Here is a 23,038-nt window from a genome sequence, read left to right as displayed (position 1 = left end):
TGTTAACTGTCACCTGTCACCAGTCCCCAGTCCCCAGTCAGTTATAAATTTTGAATTTTAAATTTCCTATGTTGTCAGCATTACTCGGTTTGACTCTCGCGCAAGCAACTCCAACCGCACCACCACCAGAAGAAGTGGTAATACCTCAAGAGGTGCGAGCTTTACCAGGCAGGTTGGATACTGTTCCAGTATTTAATAGTAATAGTCCAGAATTGGTATTAAAGGAAGGAATTTTACTTTCTACCTTTCCTTCAGAGGATAAAAAAGTACCTACTGCACATTTAAACTTTCCTTTTCAGGGGCGGTTTGATGTCTTTTCCCATCATATTGCTAGAGCAGAACCACCAGAAGATTTACGTTCTCTTTACCACGGGATAATTTTACATAACCCTGGTAATACATCGGTAACTGTGAATATTTTGCAAGGTGCAAGTTATTTAAGTCAACCAGATGCACCTTTTTTACCATTAGATTCTTTTATTCCTAATGATGCAGGAAATGTGTTTGCAGGTCCTGGTAGTAGGGTGATGTCTGATATTTTGAGAGGGAGAAGACAAAATATTTTCCCAGCGCAAATAGTCATTCCTCCTGGGGAAAGTCAGATGTTATTAAATTTACCTATTCCCGTGCGAGAATTGACACCACCTTTAAATGGTCGTTCTACTTATATGCGTTTGCGGAGTAATGGGACGGTGTATGCTGCTAGTTTAGCGATGTTTGCAAAGACAAATGCTGATGGTAGTGAGCGATCGCCAAGTTTAGCAGAATGGGAAGATTTATTAAAGAATGGTGATTTATCCACACCAAGAGATAAAACTCCCACTCCCATACAGGGAACTGGTAAACCTGCAATTTATGGAAGAGTTGCGGGTGTGTCCCGTGGGTCACAATGGCGATCGCTTTTAACAGATAATTCTAACAGCAGGTATTTAACTATTCCCCAACCTGGTCAAGCTTTTTCTTATGCTTTAAGTTCTTTACATGGGGGAACTTTTGGTACAGGTCAAATTCAAACAGCACCGATGTTAGTCCGTTATCCTGATACAGCTTATTTTGCACATGGTAATTATGGCATTCAATATAGTTTAAGGTTGCCTTTGTTGAATAATTCCCAAAGTGCAAAAAATGTCACTGTATCTCTGCAAACTCCCATTAAAGAAAATGAGTTAACAAAATCTGGTTTAAGGTTTTTTACAACTCCTGCGCGTCAGGTTTTCTTTAGGGGTACGGTGCGGGTACGTTATCGGGATGAACAAGGTAAACCGGCGACTAGGTTTGTACATTTAGTGCAAAAAAGAGGTGAACCTGGTCAACCTTTGGTGTCTTTAAATATGAAACCGGGGGATAATTCTTGGGTGGAAGTTGATTTTCTTTATCCTCCTGATGCTTCTCCTCCGCAGGTTTTGACTGTTGCGACACAGGAGTAAATAATATTAGTCAGAATCAGGATTTCCAGGATTTGAGGATTTTATTCTCGTTCCCAGTCTCCAGACTGGGAATGCAGTTTTAGAGTCTCTGACTCTAATATAAACGTTTTTTGTCTGAATCAGGATTCCTAGTTCCCAGTCTCCAGACTGGGAATGCAGTTTTAGAGTCTCTGACTCTAATATAAACGTTTTTTGTCTGAATCAGGATGTCCAGGATTTAAGGATTTTCAGGATTAAAGGATTTTCGGTTTAGTCTTTAGTGCTTGGTGCGATCGCTTTGCTTCTTCAAGAGTTTTCACTTCAAAAATAGCAACAACTGTACAATATGAGAATATCACATTCAGAGAATTTATATAACTAAACGCAGATAAACGCAGATAAACGCGGATTTTTTATTTTTTATTTTTTATTTCTCTCCCATCCTAAAAATCATGAAAGTCTTTACTCATCTTCTTCATTTATCTCTTCTAAATTAAAAAGTAGTAACTCAGTTTGCATTTCTAGAGAGTTGGATTTTTCTAACTCCGTGGGTTTTGGAAACTCAGTAGCTACAAATAATTCACTTTTAATCACTTCCTCAAATAAAGAAGATAACTCAGGGTATAAATCAACAGTAGCATCCAAAACCCAAAGTAAATCAAGTAATTCATTGTCAAATTGCCAAGTTTGAGGACGAATATCATCTAAAGGTGAAGACTTTTTACCAGCACCGTCTCTCATGCGATAAGCTAACCAAGATTTGACAACTTCTAAACCGGAAACACTAAAATTATAAACTTCAGGACGGACATTTTCAAATACACCTAGACCAACTTTTAATTCTTGTGTACCGACATCATAGGAAAATTCTGTGGGATAATCGTTTACTGTATTGGGTATTCCTATTTGACAACGAACTCTACCAATAGGAATTTTACCTGGTTTTTTACCACTGGGAACAAACCTTTCACAATAGGTATGTAACCAAACTAAAGTGCGTCCTATTTCTACTACTTTAATAAATAAATCCCGATTTTTGCTAATGGGAATCCTTGGACCAGGTGTTTCTAGTTCATTCCAAAATTCTTTCACATATTTGGGAGTTGCAAGTATTCCATAACAGTAAGCAAAAAAATCCTCTGGGGAAATATTGTAATTAAGTGTATTACTAAGAATTTGCAAGACTCCAGTAGTAATATTAGGTTCAGTAGCTTCAGAATTTCTCCAAAGGGGAATAATATCTTTTGCACCACGTCCACAAAAATAATCTAAATCAGGAATTTCTGAAGTGATTACAGATGACTGACCGTGACCTAAAACTTTAGTTAATAAACTTGTCATATAAACCTGTTTATTACTGTGAGAACGTCGTAAATTTGGTCTAGGGCGATCGCACAATCTATTATCTAATAAAGTCCACTGACGATCAAAACTTCGATAAGCATAACGAATTGGTTCTACAGGTAAATCTTTTGATAATAAATTAGCAATGGGAGCTAATAAATTTCCTCTATCTTCTAAAGATGGATACTGTTTACTAATTTTTCTAGCATCTGTTTCTTTAAACAGTTTTTTCTGTGTTCCCGGCGATTTACTAGCATTAATCAAAGTTTGCCAACGTTCCTGTAAAACTTCCTTATTTTCACCGATAGTCCATTTTCGCTTAAATTGAATACCGTTTTCTTGCCAAGGAAATAAATCAGTTAACTTTGCCCAATTGCCATAATCTGTATTACTTACAGGTAAAAATAAATCAGTCCAATTTGTAGAACATTCTCGCCATTGTAAATTTTGAAAAGAATGAATATTCTCTAAACTTGCTAATTTTTCTTCTGTTGTACCATCAATTCTGGTAAAATGAACCTTAGCAGAAACTTCAGGTTGAGGTTGACTGTAACAAACACCAATAGCAATAGCCACAGGAGTTTGAATTGCAAATACATTCTCTGTTTTTCTTGCTCCTAAATTATCGCCTTCTAAATCAATAATCCACAGTTCATCAAATGTTTGACGCATCACTTTCCGCATTCCCGCAAATCCAGGACCACGCAAATAGGAAGAAGCAGTAATATAACTGATAATTCCGGCTCGATTTTCTGTATTCGCTTCAAAAACTTTCCACAACGCCCATCGCCAAAAATAAACATAATCATTATATAAATTTTTGGCATGAACACCATAACCCATTGCTGTTAATGGTTCAAGAAAATCCTCTAAAATAGGACGTTTTTTCATCAATTGTTCGTTTTCATCAACCTTTTGTTCACTATCTCCAAATCTTACCCATCCACCTTTTCTTTTCTGATTCATTAAATCATCTTCATCAATTGTTTGACGGTTATAAGGTGGATTTCCTAAACAAACCATCACGGGAGTATTTTGTTTAATTTTCTGAGCGCGTTTATATTCTTGTCCTAAAGATTTATAAATTAAAGGTAAATTACCACTTAATTCTGCATAGGGAGATTCTAAAGTATCACTTAAATAAACATGAACACCATTTTCTGGTAAAGTTCCACCTTCACTTAAAATTTGTTGAGTTAGACGTAAATGAGCAACCGCATAAGGACCAACTAAAATTTCAAAAGCGTGAATATTTGCTGCCGCATTTGTAGCAGCAGAAACTTTCATTCCTTTTCCTCTTAAATTACTAATTTGATCGAGTCCATGTTTAATAGCTGTTAAAATATAAGTACCTGTACCACAAGCAGGATCTAACGTAATAACTTTATCATCTACAAAGGAAAATTCAGCATCAAAATGTTCTGCTAATAATTCAGCTACTAATCTTACTTGTGTTTTAATCACAGGAATGGGTGTATAATAAACACCTCTTTCTTTTCGCATTTTTGGATCATATTTAGCCAGAAAATCCTCATAAAAATATAACCAAGGATCTTCAGAACCATCTTTATTTAGTGCTGTAACATCAATAGCTGCAATTATTCTTTCTAATAAATTTACAGAAACTTCTATTTGTTCCCGTGCTGCTTCATCACCCAATATTTTTAAAGCATCAGCTAGTAAATTATGACCTGTTCTAATAGTTTTAACAGCTTGTGGTAAAGATAAGTCATCTGCACCGGAAAATCTGGCTAATAAAAGTGCATAGGTTAAAGTTTGAGCATAAGCATCTGCAAATTGTTGATTATCTGCATCAGGAAACAAATAATGTCGCCAATCTTTAGCTACTTGACTTAAATTAGATTCAGGATCTTCAAGAGCAGTTAAAACATCTTTTCTTAATAACCGACAAATAGGAGCAAGCATTTCTGCTAAAGCTTTAGGTGTAGAAGGAACTATAGGTTGCCAATTTAAAAAATCACGTAATAATATTAGTAAATCATTAGCATTTTGAGCAGTGATAGCTGATGCACCCTTAGCAGTAATATCTCCTGAAAATTTAATGATTTTTCCTACCTTTTCACCTGTGCGATAAAGTCCCCAACTATTACCATCTGTATAAATCAAATTTGGCAGACTTTTAAACTTTTCCCATTGTTGTTTATCATCTCCTTTCAATTTATTAGGATCTGCGCCTTTTCCTGGTGCTTTTAATTCAATATGTCCCATTAAAAGACCATTCATGGTTATTCCCATATCTGGTCTTCCTGAAAGTACCTTTTCTCTGACTTCAGTCACTACTACAATAGATGAATTTAAAATATTAGCTGCTGATTTTAATAAATTTTCAATAGGTGATTTTAGTTGATCTTCTGCACCAAAAGAAACAGAAGCCAGTGAAAATTTAGTAGTTAAATCTTTTGCATAGTCTTGAAGATGGGATAAAAATTGAATTTCAGGATTACTAGACATATTACAAAAACCCTAATAATGATTGACGCAGGATATATGTGTCTAATCATCTTAGTGTATATTTGTTTGTAGGCTGTTATTAATACTGAAAACTATATTAAAATTAACATTTAGATAATTAAGAATATAAAATTTAACACCAGACATCAAAAACATCCTGAAAATCCTTAAATCCTGGAAATCCTGATATGGCTACGCCACGCTTCGCTATCAGACAACCCTAAACACTAACTAGCATTCACCAAATTATCTACCACCAATGGTTGATATTCAGAACTAGAAAAGGGGCGAAAATCATTTTCACACACAGCAGTAATATGACACAATAAACGAAACTGAAGCGGTGTAGGTGATACATTGACACGCTCTACTTCTAGAGTAACTGAACTAGGGTTATTCCAAATCAAATCGAAAATTTCACTGCGTAAGTAACGCGGACAATAACCTACGATATGATGATCTTCTGTGTTTAAAGTTAACGCCTTAGTATCATAAGGGTTTTGAAATTCATGAGCTAACCATAATTTTTCTTTGGGTACGAAATTATTAATTCTATCAATGGCACATTTAGGTAAATGTCGCAGTCCATGAGCAAAAAAGTACAATTGATATTTTCCTTCTAAATCTGGTTCTGGACAGGGGAAAACAGCAAGACTATCTGTTTCTCTTTCTCCTCCACTACGGGCTAAAATTTCCAAAGGATCATCTTCTGTTGGGTTGATATTTAACCATTGAATAAAATTAGTATAATCAGGTCGGGAAGGAGACATTAAACGATTAGCAAAAACTGGAAATAAATGGATTGATGTGTATACTTTATGAAAGTCTGGAAATGAATATAAAGGTTGAAATTGGCACTGATTCTCAGCTTCTTTTACTCCTTGGGTATAAACAAATTGATATTCTTTACCATCATAAGTCAATTTACCAATGGTAAACCATGAACGACTATCAGTATCTTGCCAAGCTAAGAATAATGTTTGTGGTTTTTTCATGTTAATAACTCCTTGAAATTAAGTAATTTCTTTTGGTTTAACTCCAAAATTTTTTGTGCAAATTCAATTGTTATACTTGATATACGATTTTTGGGAATACGGTTAAAAATTAACAGAGTGTCTGCTGGAGATATACGTTCAAGATGTTCTAACCACATTATAGCCGCTTGGGGATAACGAATTGCAACTTGGTAAAATACATCAAAAGTTTTCAGAGATTTTTGGCATTGCATAAATGCGGGATGTTTTTTGGGTGTAGAAACGTTCCATGGAACGTCTCTACAAGGGTTTTAAGTATATGCAAAATTGTTTTTCATCCCAAAAATCAGCAACGCCAGATTTTTTATTTTCTGCACTTTCATAAAAAGCAGACTTGCATTTTTTGATATATGAATCTACTGATAGTTTTTGTCTTTTTTCATCATATAGTTCCCTTCCTAAAGAAGAAGCATGATCATAGGTGGGTGCTAAGTGTATAGTTTCTCTGGTATGGGGTGTCAATTGACTGTTGATTAAACCCCAGTTAAGATGATGGCGATCGCCATTACCTATCCAAGCATCTAACATCAGGTAGCCAACAAATACTTCTACAGGGTTTTGAATATTTTTTGGTACATTCCAATCAATTGGAAAATTGATATTTTCTTCTGTTAGTACACTCAATACAATATCTATTGTATGTTGTGACACCCCATACTTTTCAAAAGTGGGATAGTTTGGCAAAATTCGAGTGAGAATTTCATTACCATGAATCAGTGTTGCACCTTTGGGTAAAAATGAAGGTGAAACTATACCACGATTTCCGTCCCAAGTTTCTGCTAGATAATAAATAGCATGGGGTAATTTTAAAATATCACACAATTCAGATGGAACTTTTTCAGACCAATCCTGTCCTATATTTTGAGATTTGTTTTGTTTATACAAGCAATAACTAAGCTTTTTATGTTCAAACCAAAACTTGCTATTAGTCCCTATTACTTCGTTATGTGCAAGTTCATAATGATCTTGTGTAACAAGAATAATAGGAAATTCTTCATCTGGGTTCATTATGTGTTTTATAATCAATATGATATTGTTTCAGTTAATCTCAATCTACGGCTAAGTATTCCTGTAATTTAACCTTTATTTTAGCAATATTGAGTACAACTTGCTTCTATTCTCAATATTGGTGAACAAGAAGTAAAAGATATGCTCGATCCTCACTATGATATCAAACTATCTATTATCGAAAAAACTTTAACAGCATTAGGAAAAAGAATAGAGTTACAAATTACAGCATCATAGAATATTGTGGAATATTTTGATAATTCCTAATATTTGATGAGTGGGAAAAGAGCGATCGCCTAAATTCTCCTATCAATTATCCTACAATTAGCTTAACTCCATTCTCACAAATCAACATCCTGTAAATCCTGATTCAGACAAATAAAGAGATTCAAGAAGAGTAACGCTGTAATAAAGAATCCAGCAATTTTGAGGAAGCGCGAAATGTTGTTTTTTTCAAACGACTAATTACAGAGGGTAAATCAACTAAATTGTTTGATGCAGCTTGATCTAACACCCCTAGTAAACCAGTCACTTTCAAACCGCGATCACTCGCAATTTTTCTACCTAAACCATCATCAATAATCATTAAACTAGCATTTTCTTGTTGTGCTAAAAGAATCGCTGCTGTTTCTCCTGGATCTAAAACTGATAAATCTTTGCTAGATAAAGAAATATCAATATTTTTAATAATTAACCAGTTAGGAGGAGAATTAATCCAATTTTGTACTTCAATTGGTGATTTTTCATTCAATAATTCTTCTTGAACTATTTGCGGAATTAATACTTGATTATAAAGTTGATGCAGCAGGTTAATTTCACCAATTAACACTAGATAGCAAATCGGAGACGTATCAGATACAACTAGCATTTTATCTAAACCGTACCTGATTGTTGTAACGCTTGATGAGTTTGATAATCCTGTTCTAAATCTCTTTCGTCATAAGCTAAATCAATTCCTTGGGATTTCAAAAAAGCATCAGCTTCCAAACGAGTTTTCATCCCTAATAATTCTCTTAACTTACCCACACTAATTAAACCTTGACGATAAGCCTCAATAACTATCATTTCAGTAACTCTACTATCTAAACTACCCCATTTTGCTGCCAGAGAATTGGCAAGTTCATCAGGTAAAACAATAGAAATCTGCATAGAAATTACTTTGAATCTTTTTTACTATGACTATCATTTTAGCATGGCGATCGCCTACTCCCCAGATATTAAAAATTAAGCAACTTCACTCAATAACATCCTAGATATCCTGATTCAGACAAAATAAAACATCCTGTAAATCCCAAAATCCTGGAGATATTGATTCAGGCAAAATATCATCATTTGGCTTTTTATGGGTCGCCCGGGATTCGAACCCGGAACTAATCGGTTAAAAGCCGAGTACTCTACCGTTGAGTTAGCGACCCTTTTGCGTTTCGCAACTTTTTTAATATAACAAACTCTCTCTAGATTGTCAACTGTTTTTTAGAAAAAATCCGCAGTTAATTTCACCGAGGTAGTTTTGCTTGCTCCTGGCGCTAACACAGTTAGGTTTTCACCAGTATTGAGCGAGTTGCGTCCAGCCGTCCAAGGTTCAAGACAATAAAAATCCTTACCCTTCAACGTCCAGAAGACCAGCATAGCATAGATATCATCATAGTCAAGGGTCAATTTCAACTTGCGGCTATGATCTGTAACTGCTGCTGACTGACTCCGCAAATGGCCAAAAGCAAAATCTATCTCATCCCGTTCAAAGTCGAAATTACCGTTAAACAGGTGCATTTCCTTAGTTTTCTGGTCTAGATACTGTCCAGAGGGAATATTAAACTCTAACTGGGACTTTTCACCACACTGAAAATAGGGATGAAACCCAGCGGAAAATGGCATAGGTACATTAGACAGATTTTGATAAACCTGATCGATGACCAAAGAATTACCTTGTAGCGTGTAGATAAAGGTTAGCTGAAAATCAAAAGGATAAACAGCGCGTGTTACCTCATTACTTTTGAGAACCACGCTTAAACTGACCTTACCTTCAGTAATTTGGTTTGTCACTTCCCAAGGTAAATCTCGCCCAAAGCCGTGTTGTTTGAGAGTATATGATTTACCGTTGTAGGTGTAAGTATTATCAGGCAAATTCCCACAGATAGGAAACAAAATTGGTACACCACCGCGAATACTTAACTCTGGGTTAGCCAACCTTTCCGTATCTAAATAGAGAATTTCCTGATCTTGCAAACGCCAACTGGTAATAATACCCCCTCTTTCTGGTACTACTTCCAGATGAGAACCAGCAGTAGTATCCGCGAGGATGTAGGTTTTGTATTGTTGTTGTTGTTCAGTAATGGTAAACATATTTGGTGATTGGTGATTGGTGATTGGTGATTGGTGATTGGGAAAATACAAATAATTTCCCCCTGCTCCCCTGCTCCCTGCTCCCCTGCTTCTTTCCCAGTCCCCAGTCCCCAGTCCCCAGTCCCCAGTCCCCAACCTATTCGTCTTCTGCAAAGATAAAGCGATATAATTCGCTCGCATCTGGTTCGGGACTGCTTTCTGCGAATTTCACTGCATCCTCAATCACACCCTGAATTTTCTTTTCAATGTCTTTGAGTTCTGCTTCTGTAGCTAGGTTGTGTTCTACCAAATAAGCACCTAGCTTTTTAATGGGATCACGAGAAAACCAAAAATCTTTTTCTTCTTTGCTGCGGAGTTCGTCGGGATCTGCTAAAGAGTGACCACGGAAGCGATAGGTGAGGGCTTCAATGAGGGTTGGTCCTTCCCCTGCACGGGCGCGGGCTACGGCTTCTTGGGCGACTTGGCGCACTGCTAAAATATCCATCCCGTCTACTTCCACGCCTACCATGTTAAACACGCTGGCTTTTTTGTAAATTTCGGGATCTGATGTTGCCCGTTCGTGAGCCATGCCGATCGCCCACTTATTATTTTCTACCACAAAAATAATTGGCAGTTTCCAAAGTGCTGCCATATTTAAGGTCTCGAAAAATTGCCCGTTGTTAGCAGCACCGTCACCGAAGAAACAAGCAGTTACTTGATCTGCTGTTTTGTCTCCCAAGACTTCTCGACGGTATTTACTTTGAAAAGCTGCCCCAGATGCAACAGGAATACCTTCAGCTACGAAAGCATAACCACCTAATAAACGATGTTCAGCAGAAAACATATGCATAGAACCACCGCGCCCTTTGCTGCATCCTGTGGCCTTACCAAATAATTCTGCCATTACCTCTCTAGCTGGTACTCCTGCACTCAAAGCGTGAACGTGGTCACGGTAGGTACTGGAAACGAAGTCTTCACCAGGTCGCATTGCTCCCCGAATAATACCACTGGAAACGGCTTCTTGTCCGTTGTACAAGTGGACAAAACCAAACATTTTTCCCCGGTAGTACATTTCGGCGCATTTGTCTTCAAAAAAGCGCCCTAAAGTCATGTCTTCGTATAATTCCAGTCCTTCTGCTTTGGTAATCTGGACTGTAGAAGTATCAAATTTGGGTAACGTGCGTTCTTGAACCATTATTGTGAAGTATCCCTGTCGTAAAAGTTAAAGCTACGGTTTTAAAGTTATAGCAGGAGTCAAGAGTCGTAGGGGCGAAGCATTCGGAAAATAACATGTGATCAAAATTGATAATTTATCGCCCGAATGCTTCGCCCTTACAGGAAAATCGCCTTGGACATAAATTGATCATTTATCGCCCGAATGCTTTGCCCTTACAGGAAAATCGCCTTGGACATAAATTGATCATTTATCGCCCGAATGCTTCGCCCTTACAGGAAAATCGCCTTGGACATAAATTGATCATTTATCGCCCGAATGCTTCACCCTTACAGGAAAATCGCCTTGGACATAAATTGATCATTTATCGCCCGAATGCTTCACCCTTACAGGAAAATCGCCTTGGACATAAATTGATCATTTATCGCCCGAATGCTTCACCCTTACAGGAAAATAGCCTGTTGATAAAATTGATCATGGGTTGCCCGAATGCTTCGCCCTTACAGGAGTCAAGAGTCAAGAGTAAAACGACCTTAGTATAGTATCTGACCTTGAAATTAGATTCTCCACCTCATTTCTCTGTAATCTGCTATAAGCAAGTCTTAATAATGTTAGCTGGAAATAGGACGGCCTTGGCAAAAATCAACCTGCCAACTATAAAATCTTCATTTCTGACTTAAAAAAGATTGGTATGGAATAGTTAAGGTGTAATTTTGCCATTTTTTAATGTTTATTGCCTATTTTGGGTTTTTGGTGTCGTAACTGTGGCTTTTTATGTTCGCTCTTTAAGTTAGCAATCAGAATAGTCGTTTTTCTGCATAGCCATTAACAATTTTCTGATCTTAATATCAGGTCTGCCTCAAAAATGCTCTTCCCTACTCTTTCTTGGTGTTGCCACAGTCATTGGAATTTTTTGTGTAGAAATTTACTCCTTGTTAAGTAATGGTCATGAAAAATTAATCGTGCTATATTGTTTTATTCAGTTATCAGGATTAATCAATTGTAGTGCAGTTTTATTACTAACGCACTCTAAACAGCTAAAACTAATTAATAGTTTTATATTATAGTTGGTTGTACATCTCTACCACTATCAAAAGCTTGAGTTGTGTGTTTAAATGTAAAAGTCTGATACGAGTATATCTATAATTTAGCAGATATATATAATAGGGGAAAGATACATTAAACATACATAAGGCAATGATAACCGAAAGCTAATTTACTTCAGGCTAGTGCATCAGGTAATATCTTGGGGGAAATACTGGTGCTGTGCTAAATCAACAGCTGAAAATAATTCTTGGGATATATTTATTCTTAGCAAGAAACAAAAAAAACTGTTACGATATACACTCAACTGGTATATTATACACGGTATTATTAAAGCTATGATTATGGCACGGTTTTACAAGCCTGGAATGCTCTAGGTTAATCATGTCCGTCTCTGGGAGATGCCACGTAAACACAGTGCAGGGGAAGTAGGCTGTGCGAATTCCGCTTGATTACTACCGAATTTTAGGACTACCGTTGGCGGCAAGTGAGGAACAATTGCGGCAAGCTTATAGCGATCGCATTGTTCAATTGCCAAGACGGGAGTATTCCATTGCAGCTATATCCTCTCGTAAACAACTCATAGAAGAAGCTTACGTGGTTTTATCAAATCCCAGAGAACGCAGTACCTACGATCAGGCTTATCTAGCCCAAGCATACAATCCAGATCGGCTTGGGGCAACATCGCTATTAGAAAACAGCACCGAAAGCATTAACCGCAATCACGATGTTCAAAGTCTCAGCATCGAAATTGCCCCAGATGAATTAGTGGGTGCTTTATTGCTTCTCCAAGAGTTGGGAGAATACGAATTAGTGCTGAAGCTAGGTCGTCCACACCTAGTAAATAGAAATAAACCCGCAGGGGTGAAAGTAGGATCTCATCTTAACAGTGAGGAATTTTTTGCCAGTCCTGAACTGCCAGATATTATTCTCACAGTGGCTTTAGCTTGTTTGGAACTGGGACGGGAACAATGGCAGCAAGGTAATTATGAAAATGCTGCTATATCATTGGAAACTGGGGAAGAATTACTAATGCGTGAAGGTCTGTTTCCTAATATGCAAGCGGAAATTGCCGCAGACCTGTGTAAGCTACGCCCCTATAGAATTCTAGAGTTGTTGGAACTACCTTTAGAAAAAACCAAAGAACGCCGTCAAGGTTTAGAATTATTACACAGTATTTTAGAAGAGCGGGGTGGAATTGATGGTAGTGGTAATGACCAATCTGGTTTAAATATAGATGATTTTCTGAGATTTATTCAACAGTTACGCAACCATTTGACAGTTGCAGAACAGCATAAATTATTTGAAGCTGAAAGTAAGCGTCCTTCTGCTGTGTCTACATATTTAGCGGTTTATGCCCTAATCGCCAGGGGTTTTGCCCAACGTCAACCAGCTTTAATTCGTCAGGCAAAGCAAATGTTAATTCGTCTTGGTAAGCGCCAAGATGTGCATTTAGAACAGTCTCTCTGTGCTTTGTTACTTGGGCAAACCGAAGAAGCAACTCGTGTTTTGGAACTAAGTCAGGAATATGAAGCTTTAGCTATTATTCGGGAAAAATCTCAAGATTCCCCAGATTTGTTACCAGGATTGTGTTTGTACTGTGAACAGTGGTTACAACAAGAGGTATTTCCTCATTTTCGAGATTTAGTCAAAAAACAAGCTTCTTTAAAAGAATATTTTGCTGATAAACAGGTACAAGCTTATTTAGAAGCTTTACCAAAAGATACACAAGCAACTGATGAATGGACTACAATTAATAAACAGTTTTTTACCTCACCAACAATTAATAGTACCCGTTATCACAGCTATCACAATGTTAGTAATGGGATTAATCATGGGGTTAGTAATGGGACAGTAAATCACAACTATACACCTGATCCTGAGTTTTACACCTCAGCACCCAGCGAAGTACCCGAATCTGCTAACTATTCTGCACCAGAATGGCATTCTAGGAGATACAGCAACAGTCACACCCCAGAAATGCCAGAACCGTCGGCGACAGCAGAAGAGGCAGGAACTGAATATTACCAGCAAATCAATGCCGGTAATTATGATGTAACGAGTCAAACTAAAAAGCGTAGAAGGCGTAAGCCCGTTGCAGTTAATAGTCGAGGTTCGGCTTCGGAACATCAACATTCTCATGCTCGACGACGGCGCACTTTTGCTAACTCATTAGATGCAAAAACTCGCTTAGTTTGGCTGGTGTTTCTATCTATGGGAGGTTTGTTAGTTTTTTGGTTGTTAGTTTCTACAGTCTGGGGATGGTTTAACAATGTGTTTTTCCCCCAACCAACTGTGCAGGGAACACCCTTGGCTATAGAATTGAATCAACCACCAGTCACCATTCCTGAACCCAATAGCAGCAAACCAGAAGTACCTGAAGGTCAACTGACACCAGCGATCGCCCAGGACGTGATTGAAAAGTGGTTATCCACTAAAGCCGCTGTTTTAGGTCCAGATCATCAAATTAATCGTTTAAATGAAATTTTAACTGTTTCTGCAATCCCACAATGGCAATCAATTGTCAAGCAGGATATAGCAGAAAAACGCTATCGCAAGTATGAACATGATGTCAAGGTAGAATTTGTCAATCAAACCAGCAATATGTCAGATAATGCCGTGGTAGAAGCTACAGTAAGGGAAGTTACCCATTTTTATCAACGAAATCAATTTCAAAAGACTTCTCAGGATCGCTTGCGAGTGCGTTATGATTTAATTCGCAAACAAGGTTCTTGGCGGATTCAAGGAATGACAGTTGTTAAATCACAATCCTAATTCGTAATTAACTGTTATCAAGTTAAAATAATCAAGCATTTGGCAATATACAAAGTTTAGGCAGCCTTTAGGATCTTAGACACAGATAATATTTGAATATGAACGCTACACAAGAAAAATTGAAACTTAAACTACAACAAGCTTTAGTGGCTGCATTTGGAGCAGATTATACTCAAGTAGATCCCATTTTAGTACCTGCAAGTAATCCTAAATTTGGTGATTTTCAAGCCAATGTGGCTTTATCTTTGAGTAAAAAATTGGGAATGCAACCAAGAGCGATCGCCACTGCTATTGTAGAAAAATTAGATGTATCAGAAATTTGTGAACCACCAGAAATTGCTGGACCTGGTTTTATTAATTTAAAATTACAAACATCCTATCTCGAAGCACAACTCAACGCCATAAAAACAGATCCCCGTTTAGGAGTTCCCAAAGTACAAAACCCACAAAAGGAAATAGTTGATTTTTCTAGTCCCAACATTGCCAAAGAAATGCACGTAGGACATTTACGTTCTACAATTATTGGTGATTGTATTGCGCGGATTTTAGAATTTCGGGGACATGATGTATTGCGGTTCAATCATGTCGGTGACTGGGGTACACAATTTGGGATGTTAATTACTTATTTGCGGGAAGTTTACCCCCAAGCACTTACCACCGCTAACGCTTTAGATATTGGTGATTTAGTTAGTTTTTATCGCCAAGCAAAACAAAGATTTGATGCAGATGAAAACTTTCAAGAAACAGCACGTCAAGAAGTCGTAAGATTACAAGCAGGAGCAAAAGATACCCTTCATGCTTGGAAACTATTATGTGAACAATCAAGAAAAGAATTTCAAGTAATTTATGATGTACTCGATATCAAATTAATTGAAAGAGGAGAATCATTTTATAACCCCTTACTATCCAAGGTAGTAGAAGATTTAGAAACAGCAGGATTAGTAGAAGAAAACCAAGGTGCAAAATGTGTTTTCTTGGAAGGTTTTACTAACAGAGAAGGAGATCCTTTACCATTAATTGTACAAAAATCAGATGGCGGTTATAACTACGCCACCACAGATTTAGCAGCACTACGTTATAGAATTGAAGAAGATCAAGCAAAACGGATAATTTACGTCACCGATGCAGGACAAGCAAACCACTTTGCTCAATTTTTCCAAGTTGCTAAAAAAGCAAGATGGATACCTAAAAACGTTGAATTAGTTCATGTTCCCTTTGGTTTAGTATTAGGTGAAGATGGCAAAAAATTCAAAACTCGTTCTGGTGATACAGTCCGGTTAAAAGACTTATTAGATGAAGCAATATCTCGCTCTCGAACAGATTTAGAAGCAAGATTAAAAGAAGAAGGTAGAGAAGAAACAGAACAATTTATTAAAAATGTTGCTGATGTCGTTGGTATTAGTGCGGTAAAATATGCCGATTTAAGCCAAAATCGTACTAGCAATTATGTTTTTAGCTATGATAAAATGCTTTCCTTAAAAGGCAATACAGCGCCTTATATGCTATATGCTTATGTACGGACTCAAGGCATTAGTAGAGAAGGCAATATTGACTTTGCAAATTTAGGAACAGATGCCAAACTAATTCTCAAAGAAGATACAGAATTAACCCTAGCGAAACACATATTACAACTAGATGAAATAATTGCCGAAGTAGAACAGGATTTATTACCAAATCGCCTCTGTGAGTATTTGTATAACCTCAGCGAAAAATTTAATAAATTCTATGATAAATGTCCAGTCTTAAAATCAGAAGAACCCATCAAAACATCGCGGTTGATGTTATGCTATTTAACAGCAAGAACCCTAAAACTAGGATTAGATTTGCTGGGAATTAAAGTTTTAGAAAGGATGTAGTAAGTAAAAGCTGTTGATAGCGAAAAGACGCAGAGAGAAATTATCTTCTTTTGCGTCTTTTTCAAATTCAGGCACATATGCTATTCCAATACGTCGTATAAACTGTTGTACTAGCAATAGTCATATTTGGAAAGCATACCCTTGCTTTTCTTAGTCTTTATTTCTCTATCACTTCCTTTCTTTCTTTGCGTCTTTGCGTCTTTGCGTGAGATATAAAAATGAAACCAAAAGTTATTATTAAAACACTCATCACATCCCTGGGTTTCTTAGTATTATTAAACCCCAGTCAAGCATCAGCACAAATTGTACCCCAACCTTGGGTTTCCGTCGGTGGAAAAGATGGAGACGTTACTTACGCTGTAGGTGCTAAAGCATTAAGTTTAGGTGTAGAAGTAGGAACAGGTGAAGACGGTGCTACAGGTGCAGATGTCTTAAAATTCATCAATTTACCTGTAATTTCTCCTTACGTTGGAGTTGGTTACTATTCAGAAGATAAAGGTGTAGCTTTTTCCGGTGGTGTACAAGCAAACGCCACCAAACATATTTTTCTCGGTGCGGGATACCATTCTATACGCGGTTTCAATGGACAACTAGGAATAAAATTCTAATTATCCAAAAATTTGCAATTTGAGACATAATCATAGCTAAAAAATAGCAGTTATTAGCTGAAATATAGAGTTTACATTAGTCTCAACTCAATCACGCCAATTTATCAAAATAACAAACTAAATTCCTCAATATATATGGAAATTTGCTAGTCAAACATTAGCTAGGTTGTCAATTTAGCCGATGTTTGACATTTTTATGGTTGCTATCAATTCATTTATATTATAATCTTTAGTTAGTCACTCAAAACTATGCCTTAAGATAGTAGTATAGGGAATATGTATTAATTTTCTCAATCAAAAGTAGAAGTAGGTCAAGAAGATTACCTGTGTGGAAATTTCATAGTTATTGTAATTAAGTTAACAAAAGATTTGGATTAATTGTATTAGATAGTCATTAGGATTTTTTTATGCAACCAGGATTAAATCTACTCATTCAACTGGTATTAGAGTTTGCACCTGTGATGGTAAACATCATCCAAAAACAAACATCAAGTAACTCAAAAACCGACAATTTGCCAATTTCCCAAGTAATTCAAGATTTCATTCACACAGTAGATAATGTTACAAAATTAGATATTACTAAAGCTGAATTGAACCAACAACAGCAATTAGCAGTTTACCATCATGCCACACAATTAAAAATAGCTCATCAAGAAAAAGAAACAGCAATTAGACTACCAGAAGTGCATAAAATTCTGGATAGTTGGCCATTGAGATTATATCCTTCCCAACTTTTAGAATCTTCTATTAATTATCAACACACACCATTAAAAGTTTTGTTAGCAGCACCACAAATACAGTTTGATAAATTTGATTTACAAACCTCAAAAAATACTGATGAAATTGAGCTAAAATTGGCTGAAGGTTTGCGTGAGTTTATCAACAATCATTATTCTTTGCATCATCCACAAAGACCTATAGAATTTTTAGCTGGTGCTTGGGATAGTAAACGGTTTCATAGTGAATCTAGCATCAAGGCTTTATTTAGTGCTTTAAAAAACCAACCTACTTTAATTTTAGAATCAGAAAAAGATGGAGATTATCTCAATTTCCGCATTGGTTATTGGGGATTAGGACAAGATAATTATTACTATAAAACTATTTCTAAATTACCCTATCGGCAAATTTTGCAAGAATCTGCTAAAAATCGAGCTTTAGAATGGAAAAATGTTAAAAATCAATTGCTAGAATTAGAAGAAGATTTAGAAGTAATTAACGATTTAGGTAAAGAGAAAAACCGCAACTTGGCAATTTTAGAGAAGGTAGAAAAATGGCAATCTCAAGGAATTGATGTTAGTAATTTATCAGTAGAATATGAAATTTCTTCCCAAGACTGGGAATATCTTTATCAAGTTTTAATTACCTCTCATTGTTTAGTTACTGCTTGGGTGACAGATGTTTATCACTTGGTGCATTATGATGTACCTCCCTTGTTACCAAAATTGCTACCAAGTTTAATTAATGAAGGAATACATAGACAAGTTTTAGAGGTAATTACTGATAGTTATAAACAACTTTACGAAGCTTTCAAAAATGAAAGACGGTTAAAAGTTCCAGAAATTGCTTTACAATTAGCTCAAAGTTTATCTCATGTTTCTAATTCTTTTTGGTTACAGGAACAAGTTGATTACTCCATTAATACCTGGTTGCAAATACGGCAAGTATCATTAACAGAAGTCACTCACCCGTTAAAAGCAATGCAACTAGCGTTGAAAATAGAAGATGAGAACTATATCACTACTTTAAAACAATATTTTGCCGCTATTGGTGATAGCAATAATCTTGTTTATGTAGAGAGTCTTTTAGAAGAAATAGCCATTATAAAAAATAATCGTAATTTGGGAATGGCGAATCTTAACTATACTTTCAATGGACATTCTGGGAAAGTTTCTTCTGTAGCAATAAGTCCAGATCATGAGATTTTAGTTAGTGGATGTGCAGATAAAACCATCAATATTTGGAATCTACAAACAGGTAAATTAATTCGCACTCTCACAGGAAATTTAGGTGCTGTTTCGTCTGTAGCTATCAGTCCAGATAGTAATTTTTTGGCTGTGGGTAGTTGTGAACATCCACAAAGTAATGTCAAAGTATGGCATTTGAAAACTGGTAAACTAATCCATACACTTTTAGGACATCAAAAACCAGTTAATGTAGTCACAATTAGTCCCGATGGTACAATTCTCGCTAGTGGCAGTAATAAAATCAAAATTTGGAATTTACAAAAAGGAGAAAGAATTTGTACTTTGTGGCATTCATCGGAGGTTCACGCGGTTGCCATAAGTCCTGATGGTACAATTCTCGCTAGTGGCAGTTCAGATCACAAAATTAGATTGTGGAATCCCCGCACAGGTGATCATTTACGTACTATTGCAGGTCATTTAGGAGAAGTTACATCAATAGCTATCAGTCCCAATGGAGAATATTTGTTTAGTGGTAGTGCTGACTCTACTATTAAAATTTGGCAGTTAAGTACAGGTAAGTTAATAAATACTTTAAATGGACATACAGACAAAGTAAAATCTCTCGCTGTGAGTCCAAATTGTGAATTTATCTGTAGTGGTAGTGCTGACTCTACTATCAAAATTTGGGATATTTCTACAGGGGAAGTTTTACAAACTTTAACAGGACATTCTGGGGTAGTAAATTCTATTTCCCTGAGTGCAGATGGTAAAGTTATTGCTAGTGGTAGTTCGGATAAAACTGTTAGAATTTGGCAATTTATGAAATAGGAAAGTGAGAATTTAATGGAATTAATAGAACAATTTAGACCAAACCCAAAAAATCCTTATCCCATACCAGAACATCATCGGGTTTGCTTTATTAAAAACTGCATCAAATCACCCAATATTATGATTGGTGATTGGTGATGACTCTTTAATTATTGGTAAGTTTTGTGCGATCGCCACCAATGTTAAATTCATCATGAACGGTGCAAATCACAAACTTGATGGAATTTCTACATACCCATTTCCGATTTTTGGTCATGGTTGGGAAGCAGCAATGAATGATTTAATGAACTTACCCAGTAAAGGTGACATCATAATAGGTAATGACGTTTGGATAGGTTATGATTCTTTAATTATGCCAGGAGTAAAAATAGGTGATGGTGCTGTAATTGCAGCGCGTTCTGTAGTAGTTAAAGATATTCCTGCTTATGCCATATGCCATTGCAGGTGGAAATCCCGCAGTTCCCATTAAGCAGCGTTTTAGTCATGAAGAAATAGAAATCCTGCTTTCTATTCGTTGGTGGGATTGGGAAATTGAAAAAATCACCCGTAACATTGATGTGATTATGAATGGTGATATTCAAAAATTGAAAGAAGCAGTTTAACCCTACGAGGATGTTTTAAAAGTTTTGGATGCTGTTTTAGGTATTTTATCATCCCCTCTAACCCAGTAATTTTAAGAGTCATCATCAGGGATACAAAATTGAATATTTGACTATTCACAAATTATCACAAATTATTAAATATTTCTTGCTATATTATTAGAGAATGATTAAAAGATTGAAAAAATTCCAGATACCGTGATTGATCTAAATCAAGAATAAAAAGATTACGACGACATCTAGTAATGGCTGTATATATTAGTTCATCTGTCGTAAAATTATTGTCGTCAAGTTCTCTTTCAATTATTAAAAATAAAGAATCAACCTCCCATCCTTTAAAACTATGTATTGTAGAAAATTTAATGTTTCCACTATTCATCCAAAAATTCCATTTTTTATTTTTTCTAATCTTTTCAAGTTCCCTTTTAAATCTATTCATAATTGCCTGATTGCGAGATACCTGTTGTAAAATAGGCATTATTTGAGAAACCCATGTATCATATTCAGTTCTTGTAATATTTTTCGTTCTCAGATACTCTGTCAATTTTTGCTCTACAACTGGATGGTTAAGATGAAAGCTATAGCATAATGCTTTAACTATTGCCTGATTTATATTGTCATTATTAGTATTATTAATAAAAATATTTTTGAGTTCTCTAATCGTCAATTTGTATTGTCTAATTTCATTAATAATGTTATTTTGCCCTTCTAAATCTTCATTTTGGATATTAAAATTTTCTATTATTTGTAATAAAATTAAGTAATAAATTTCTAAACTTTCAAAAGTTGTTGTTGTTTTAATTTGCTGTGACTGCATCGCATATAAATTGATACTTCTTAATATCTCTATTGTAGAAGATTGAATACAGATATCATTCGGATGAATCATATATTTAATTGCCCGTTCATTACACATATTATAAATATATTCAGGTGAAGAATTCGTAACTGGAATATACTCAATAATTTGCTCTTGTGAATTAAAATTTAATTTCAATGAATTTTCAGTATTAATTGTTTCAATTTCATATTTTTGCTCAAAAAAGTTAGTTTGAAAAGCTGTTGCTAAACTAGATAGATGAGTGGATAAACGAAAAGTATCTTTTAATTTATTCCATCCTCCTCCAATGCCAGTATATGGTTTTTTATCCTTATCCATACTGCGTTGATATACATTTTGTTTTTCATCTCCAAAAGCAACAAATTCACCTGCATTCTCTAAAAAACATTGACGAATAATTTTTACCCATTCTTCTTGATAATCTTGTATTTCATCTATAAAAATAGCTTTATAAGTATAAATATGCTCCTTCTGATTACGAAATAGCGATATATTACTATAATATTGATCTTCAAAATACTGACTCTTCTGTTCACTATTCCAATCATCAAAATCTTGAGGAATTTCTATTTCTATTCCTAAATTATTTAATTCTTGAGTGATGAAATCATGATAATTTTTTATATAAAAACAACCCCAAGAAAAATCTTCCCGCACTTGACTAATTTTGTCATGTATATAATTTTTAAGCGTTATATTATATGTTAATATCAAGATATCAGGCCGATTATCTGAACTTGATGAAACAGAACTAGATATTCTTTTTAAAGCATCTACAGCCCTTTTTGCTAAAACACAAGTTTTTCCTGCACCCGCTACACCGTTTATTTTTCTTTGTTTTGCTTCACTAACAGCTAGTTCTTTTTGTTTAGAGGTATATTTTATAGGTTTTCCTTCCTCTCTTGAATGATATGGAGGTTGTAAATGACGTTTAAAGCTTTTGTAAAGAGTATCATTAAAAAATCTTGACTGTCTATGTAGATAATGTTTACGTAAAAATTGATTTAATGAATTTCTATTGAGTGAATCTTTACCTAAAATGACGAAATGACTAAGAAATTTTCTATATTTATTGTTTTGATTATCTTGAAATTTACCAGTTAAGAAATTATCAACCTTATCATAATTTTCACAATGAAAATAGATAGCACAACTTACTACTCCCCAAGTTTTAGAATTTTTTATTTTTGTTTCCAATAAATTTTCAATATGCAAATTATAAAGATTTTCCTTATAGTTGAGAACTTGATCAATAGGAGATTTTATTCTTGACCATTTTTTGCCATTTTGAGTAACAAACCAATGTTTTTTTTCATTGATGTCATAATTGCGTAAATTCCAGTCTTTCACTTCAAAAATCATCACTCCCGCATCGGGACGCATAAGAATGATATCTGGACGATCTCCATTCAGAAAAGGTTGAAAATATATTTCATAATTATTATCCAAATTTTCCGATAAAAATTTAAGTAAATGCAACTCACCCTCGGTAGGTTTCGGGCGTAATTGATGAATTTGTTCTAATGAAGGGAAAACTTGTGCCATAAAAAACTATAGTGACAGTTGTAGCAACTATATCATGTCTAGCTAAAAACAAACCCCATCATTATTGCAATGAAGGGGTTTGTTGTGAAATATTAAACCTGGCATCGAGCTATTGTGACAGAGGGCAACCCCTCAACTATCGTCGCCGCAGCAGCGTTTCACCTCTGAGTTCGGGAAGGGATCAGTGTGGTTCCACCGCGCCATAGACACCAGGAAAACCCGTTGGGAATTGATAATTGACAATTGATAATTGAAAATTAAAGAATTATCAAAAATCG

General features: G+C 35.6%; 15 protein-coding genes, 1 tRNA gene, 1 rRNA gene and 1 pseudogene. 7 read left to right on the top strand and 11 right to left on the bottom strand.

The window, feature by feature from the left end; genetic code table 11:
* Window positions 1–68: 68 nt before the first annotated feature.
* Window positions 69–1,427, top strand: coding sequence for a DUF3370 domain-containing protein (locus H5968_RS12690; RefSeq protein WP_187040243.1), 1,359 nt, complete (start codon window positions 69–71; stop codon window positions 1,425–1,427).
* 441 nt (window positions 1,428–1,868) lie between these two features.
* Here H5968_RS12690 and H5968_RS12685 read toward each other — a convergent pair whose 3' ends face one another.
* From H5968_RS12685 to pdhA, 9 genes are all read right to left on the bottom strand, one after another.
* The gene (locus tag H5968_RS12685) at window positions 1,869–5,222 is read right to left on the bottom strand and encodes a type ISP restriction/modification enzyme (protein ID WP_187040242.1); all 3,354 of its coding nucleotides are present in this window, start codon (window positions 5,220–5,222) and stop codon (window positions 1,869–1,871) included.
* 227 nt (window positions 5,223–5,449) lie between these two features.
* Window positions 5,450–6,217: an HIRAN domain-containing protein gene (locus H5968_RS12680; RefSeq protein WP_187040241.1), complete on the bottom strand. Its 768-nt coding sequence runs from the start codon at window positions 6,215–6,217 to the stop codon at window positions 5,450–5,452.
* Window positions 6,214–6,450 carry a hypothetical protein gene (locus H5968_RS12675; RefSeq protein ID WP_187040240.1) on the bottom strand — a complete coding sequence of 79 codons (237 nt, stop codon included), beginning with the start codon at window positions 6,448–6,450 and terminating at the stop codon, window positions 6,214–6,216. Before H5968_RS12675 ends, H5968_RS12680 begins: the two co-directional genes overlap by 4 nt.
* A 46-nt stretch (window positions 6,451–6,496) precedes the next feature.
* Complete coding sequence (locus H5968_RS12670) at window positions 6,497–7,264, bottom strand: HipA-like protein (RefSeq protein WP_187040239.1); 768 nt, start codon at window positions 7,262–7,264, stop codon at window positions 6,497–6,499.
* Between the two features lie 388 nt (window positions 7,265–7,652).
* Window positions 7,653–8,132 (bottom strand): DUF3368 domain-containing protein, encoded by a 480-nt coding sequence (locus tag H5968_RS12665; RefSeq protein WP_187040238.1) that lies wholly within the window; start codon window positions 8,130–8,132, stop codon window positions 7,653–7,655.
* Between the two features lie 5 nt (window positions 8,133–8,137).
* Window positions 8,138–8,413, bottom strand: a complete 276-nt coding sequence (locus H5968_RS12660; protein ID WP_187040237.1) for a UPF0175 family protein — start codon at window positions 8,411–8,413, stop codon at window positions 8,138–8,140.
* 194 nt (window positions 8,414–8,607) lie between these two features.
* Window positions 8,608–8,679: transfer RNA gene (locus H5968_RS12655), tRNA-Lys, on the bottom strand.
* 58 nt (window positions 8,680–8,737) lie between these two features.
* Window positions 8,738–9,607, bottom strand: coding sequence for an aldose epimerase (locus H5968_RS12650; protein WP_187040271.1), 870 nt, complete (start codon window positions 9,605–9,607; stop codon window positions 8,738–8,740).
* 136 nt (window positions 9,608–9,743) lie between these two features.
* A complete protein-coding gene (gene pdhA / locus H5968_RS12645) occupies window positions 9,744–10,781 on the bottom strand; it encodes a pyruvate dehydrogenase (acetyl-transferring) E1 component subunit alpha (RefSeq protein ID WP_096571175.1) in 1,038 nt (345 codons plus the stop codon).
* Between the two features lie 107 nt (window positions 10,782–10,888).
* Here pdhA and H5968_RS12640 point away from each other — a divergent pair, with 107 nt between their 5' ends.
* From H5968_RS12640 to H5968_RS25955, 6 genes and pseudogenes are all read left to right on the top strand, one after another.
* The gene (locus tag H5968_RS12640; RefSeq protein ID WP_187040236.1) at window positions 10,889–11,302 is read left to right on the top strand and encodes a hypothetical protein; all 414 of its coding nucleotides are present in this window, start codon (window positions 10,889–10,891) and stop codon (window positions 11,300–11,302) included.
* Between the two features lie 937 nt (window positions 11,303–12,239).
* Entirely contained in the window at window positions 12,240–14,579 is a 2,340-nt protein-coding gene (locus H5968_RS12635; protein ID WP_187040235.1) for an IMS domain-containing protein, read from the top strand.
* 98 nt (window positions 14,580–14,677) lie between these two features.
* Window positions 14,678–16,435, top strand: coding sequence for an arginine--tRNA ligase (argS, locus tag H5968_RS12630; protein ID WP_187040234.1), 1,758 nt, complete (start codon window positions 14,678–14,680; stop codon window positions 16,433–16,435).
* 218 nt (window positions 16,436–16,653) lie between these two features.
* Window positions 16,654–17,043, top strand: coding sequence for a hypothetical protein (locus tag H5968_RS12625; protein ID WP_187040233.1), 390 nt, complete (start codon window positions 16,654–16,656; stop codon window positions 17,041–17,043).
* 407 nt (window positions 17,044–17,450) lie between these two features.
* Complete coding sequence (locus H5968_RS12620; protein WP_187040232.1) at window positions 17,451–19,775, top strand: WD40 repeat domain-containing protein; 2,325 nt, start codon at window positions 17,451–17,453, stop codon at window positions 19,773–19,775.
* A 15-nt stretch (window positions 19,776–19,790) separates the two neighbouring features.
* Window positions 19,791–20,377: pseudogene (locus H5968_RS25955) on the top strand (CatB-related O-acetyltransferase).
* 148 nt (window positions 20,378–20,525) lie between these two features.
* On the opposite strand, the gene H5968_RS12610 reads toward H5968_RS25955, so the two are convergent.
* Together H5968_RS12610 and rrf are read right to left on the bottom strand one after the other, a co-directional pair.
* Window positions 20,526–22,760, bottom strand: coding sequence for an NERD domain-containing protein (locus H5968_RS12610; RefSeq protein WP_187040231.1), 2,235 nt, complete (start codon window positions 22,758–22,760; stop codon window positions 20,526–20,528).
* A 96-nt stretch (window positions 22,761–22,856) separates the two neighbouring features.
* Window positions 22,857–22,974: ribosomal RNA gene (gene rrf, locus H5968_RS12605) — 5S ribosomal RNA — on the bottom strand.
* Window positions 22,975–23,038 lie beyond the last annotated feature (64 nt).

Source organism: Sphaerospermopsis sp. LEGE 00249 (assembly GCF_014299995.1).
GTDB classification, from domain to species: Bacteria; Cyanobacteriota; Cyanobacteriia; order Cyanobacteriales; family Nostocaceae; genus Sphaerospermopsis; species Sphaerospermopsis kisseleviana.
Note: the sequence above shows the minus strand (reverse complement) of the source record. Positions and strands in the feature narration are given on the sequence as shown.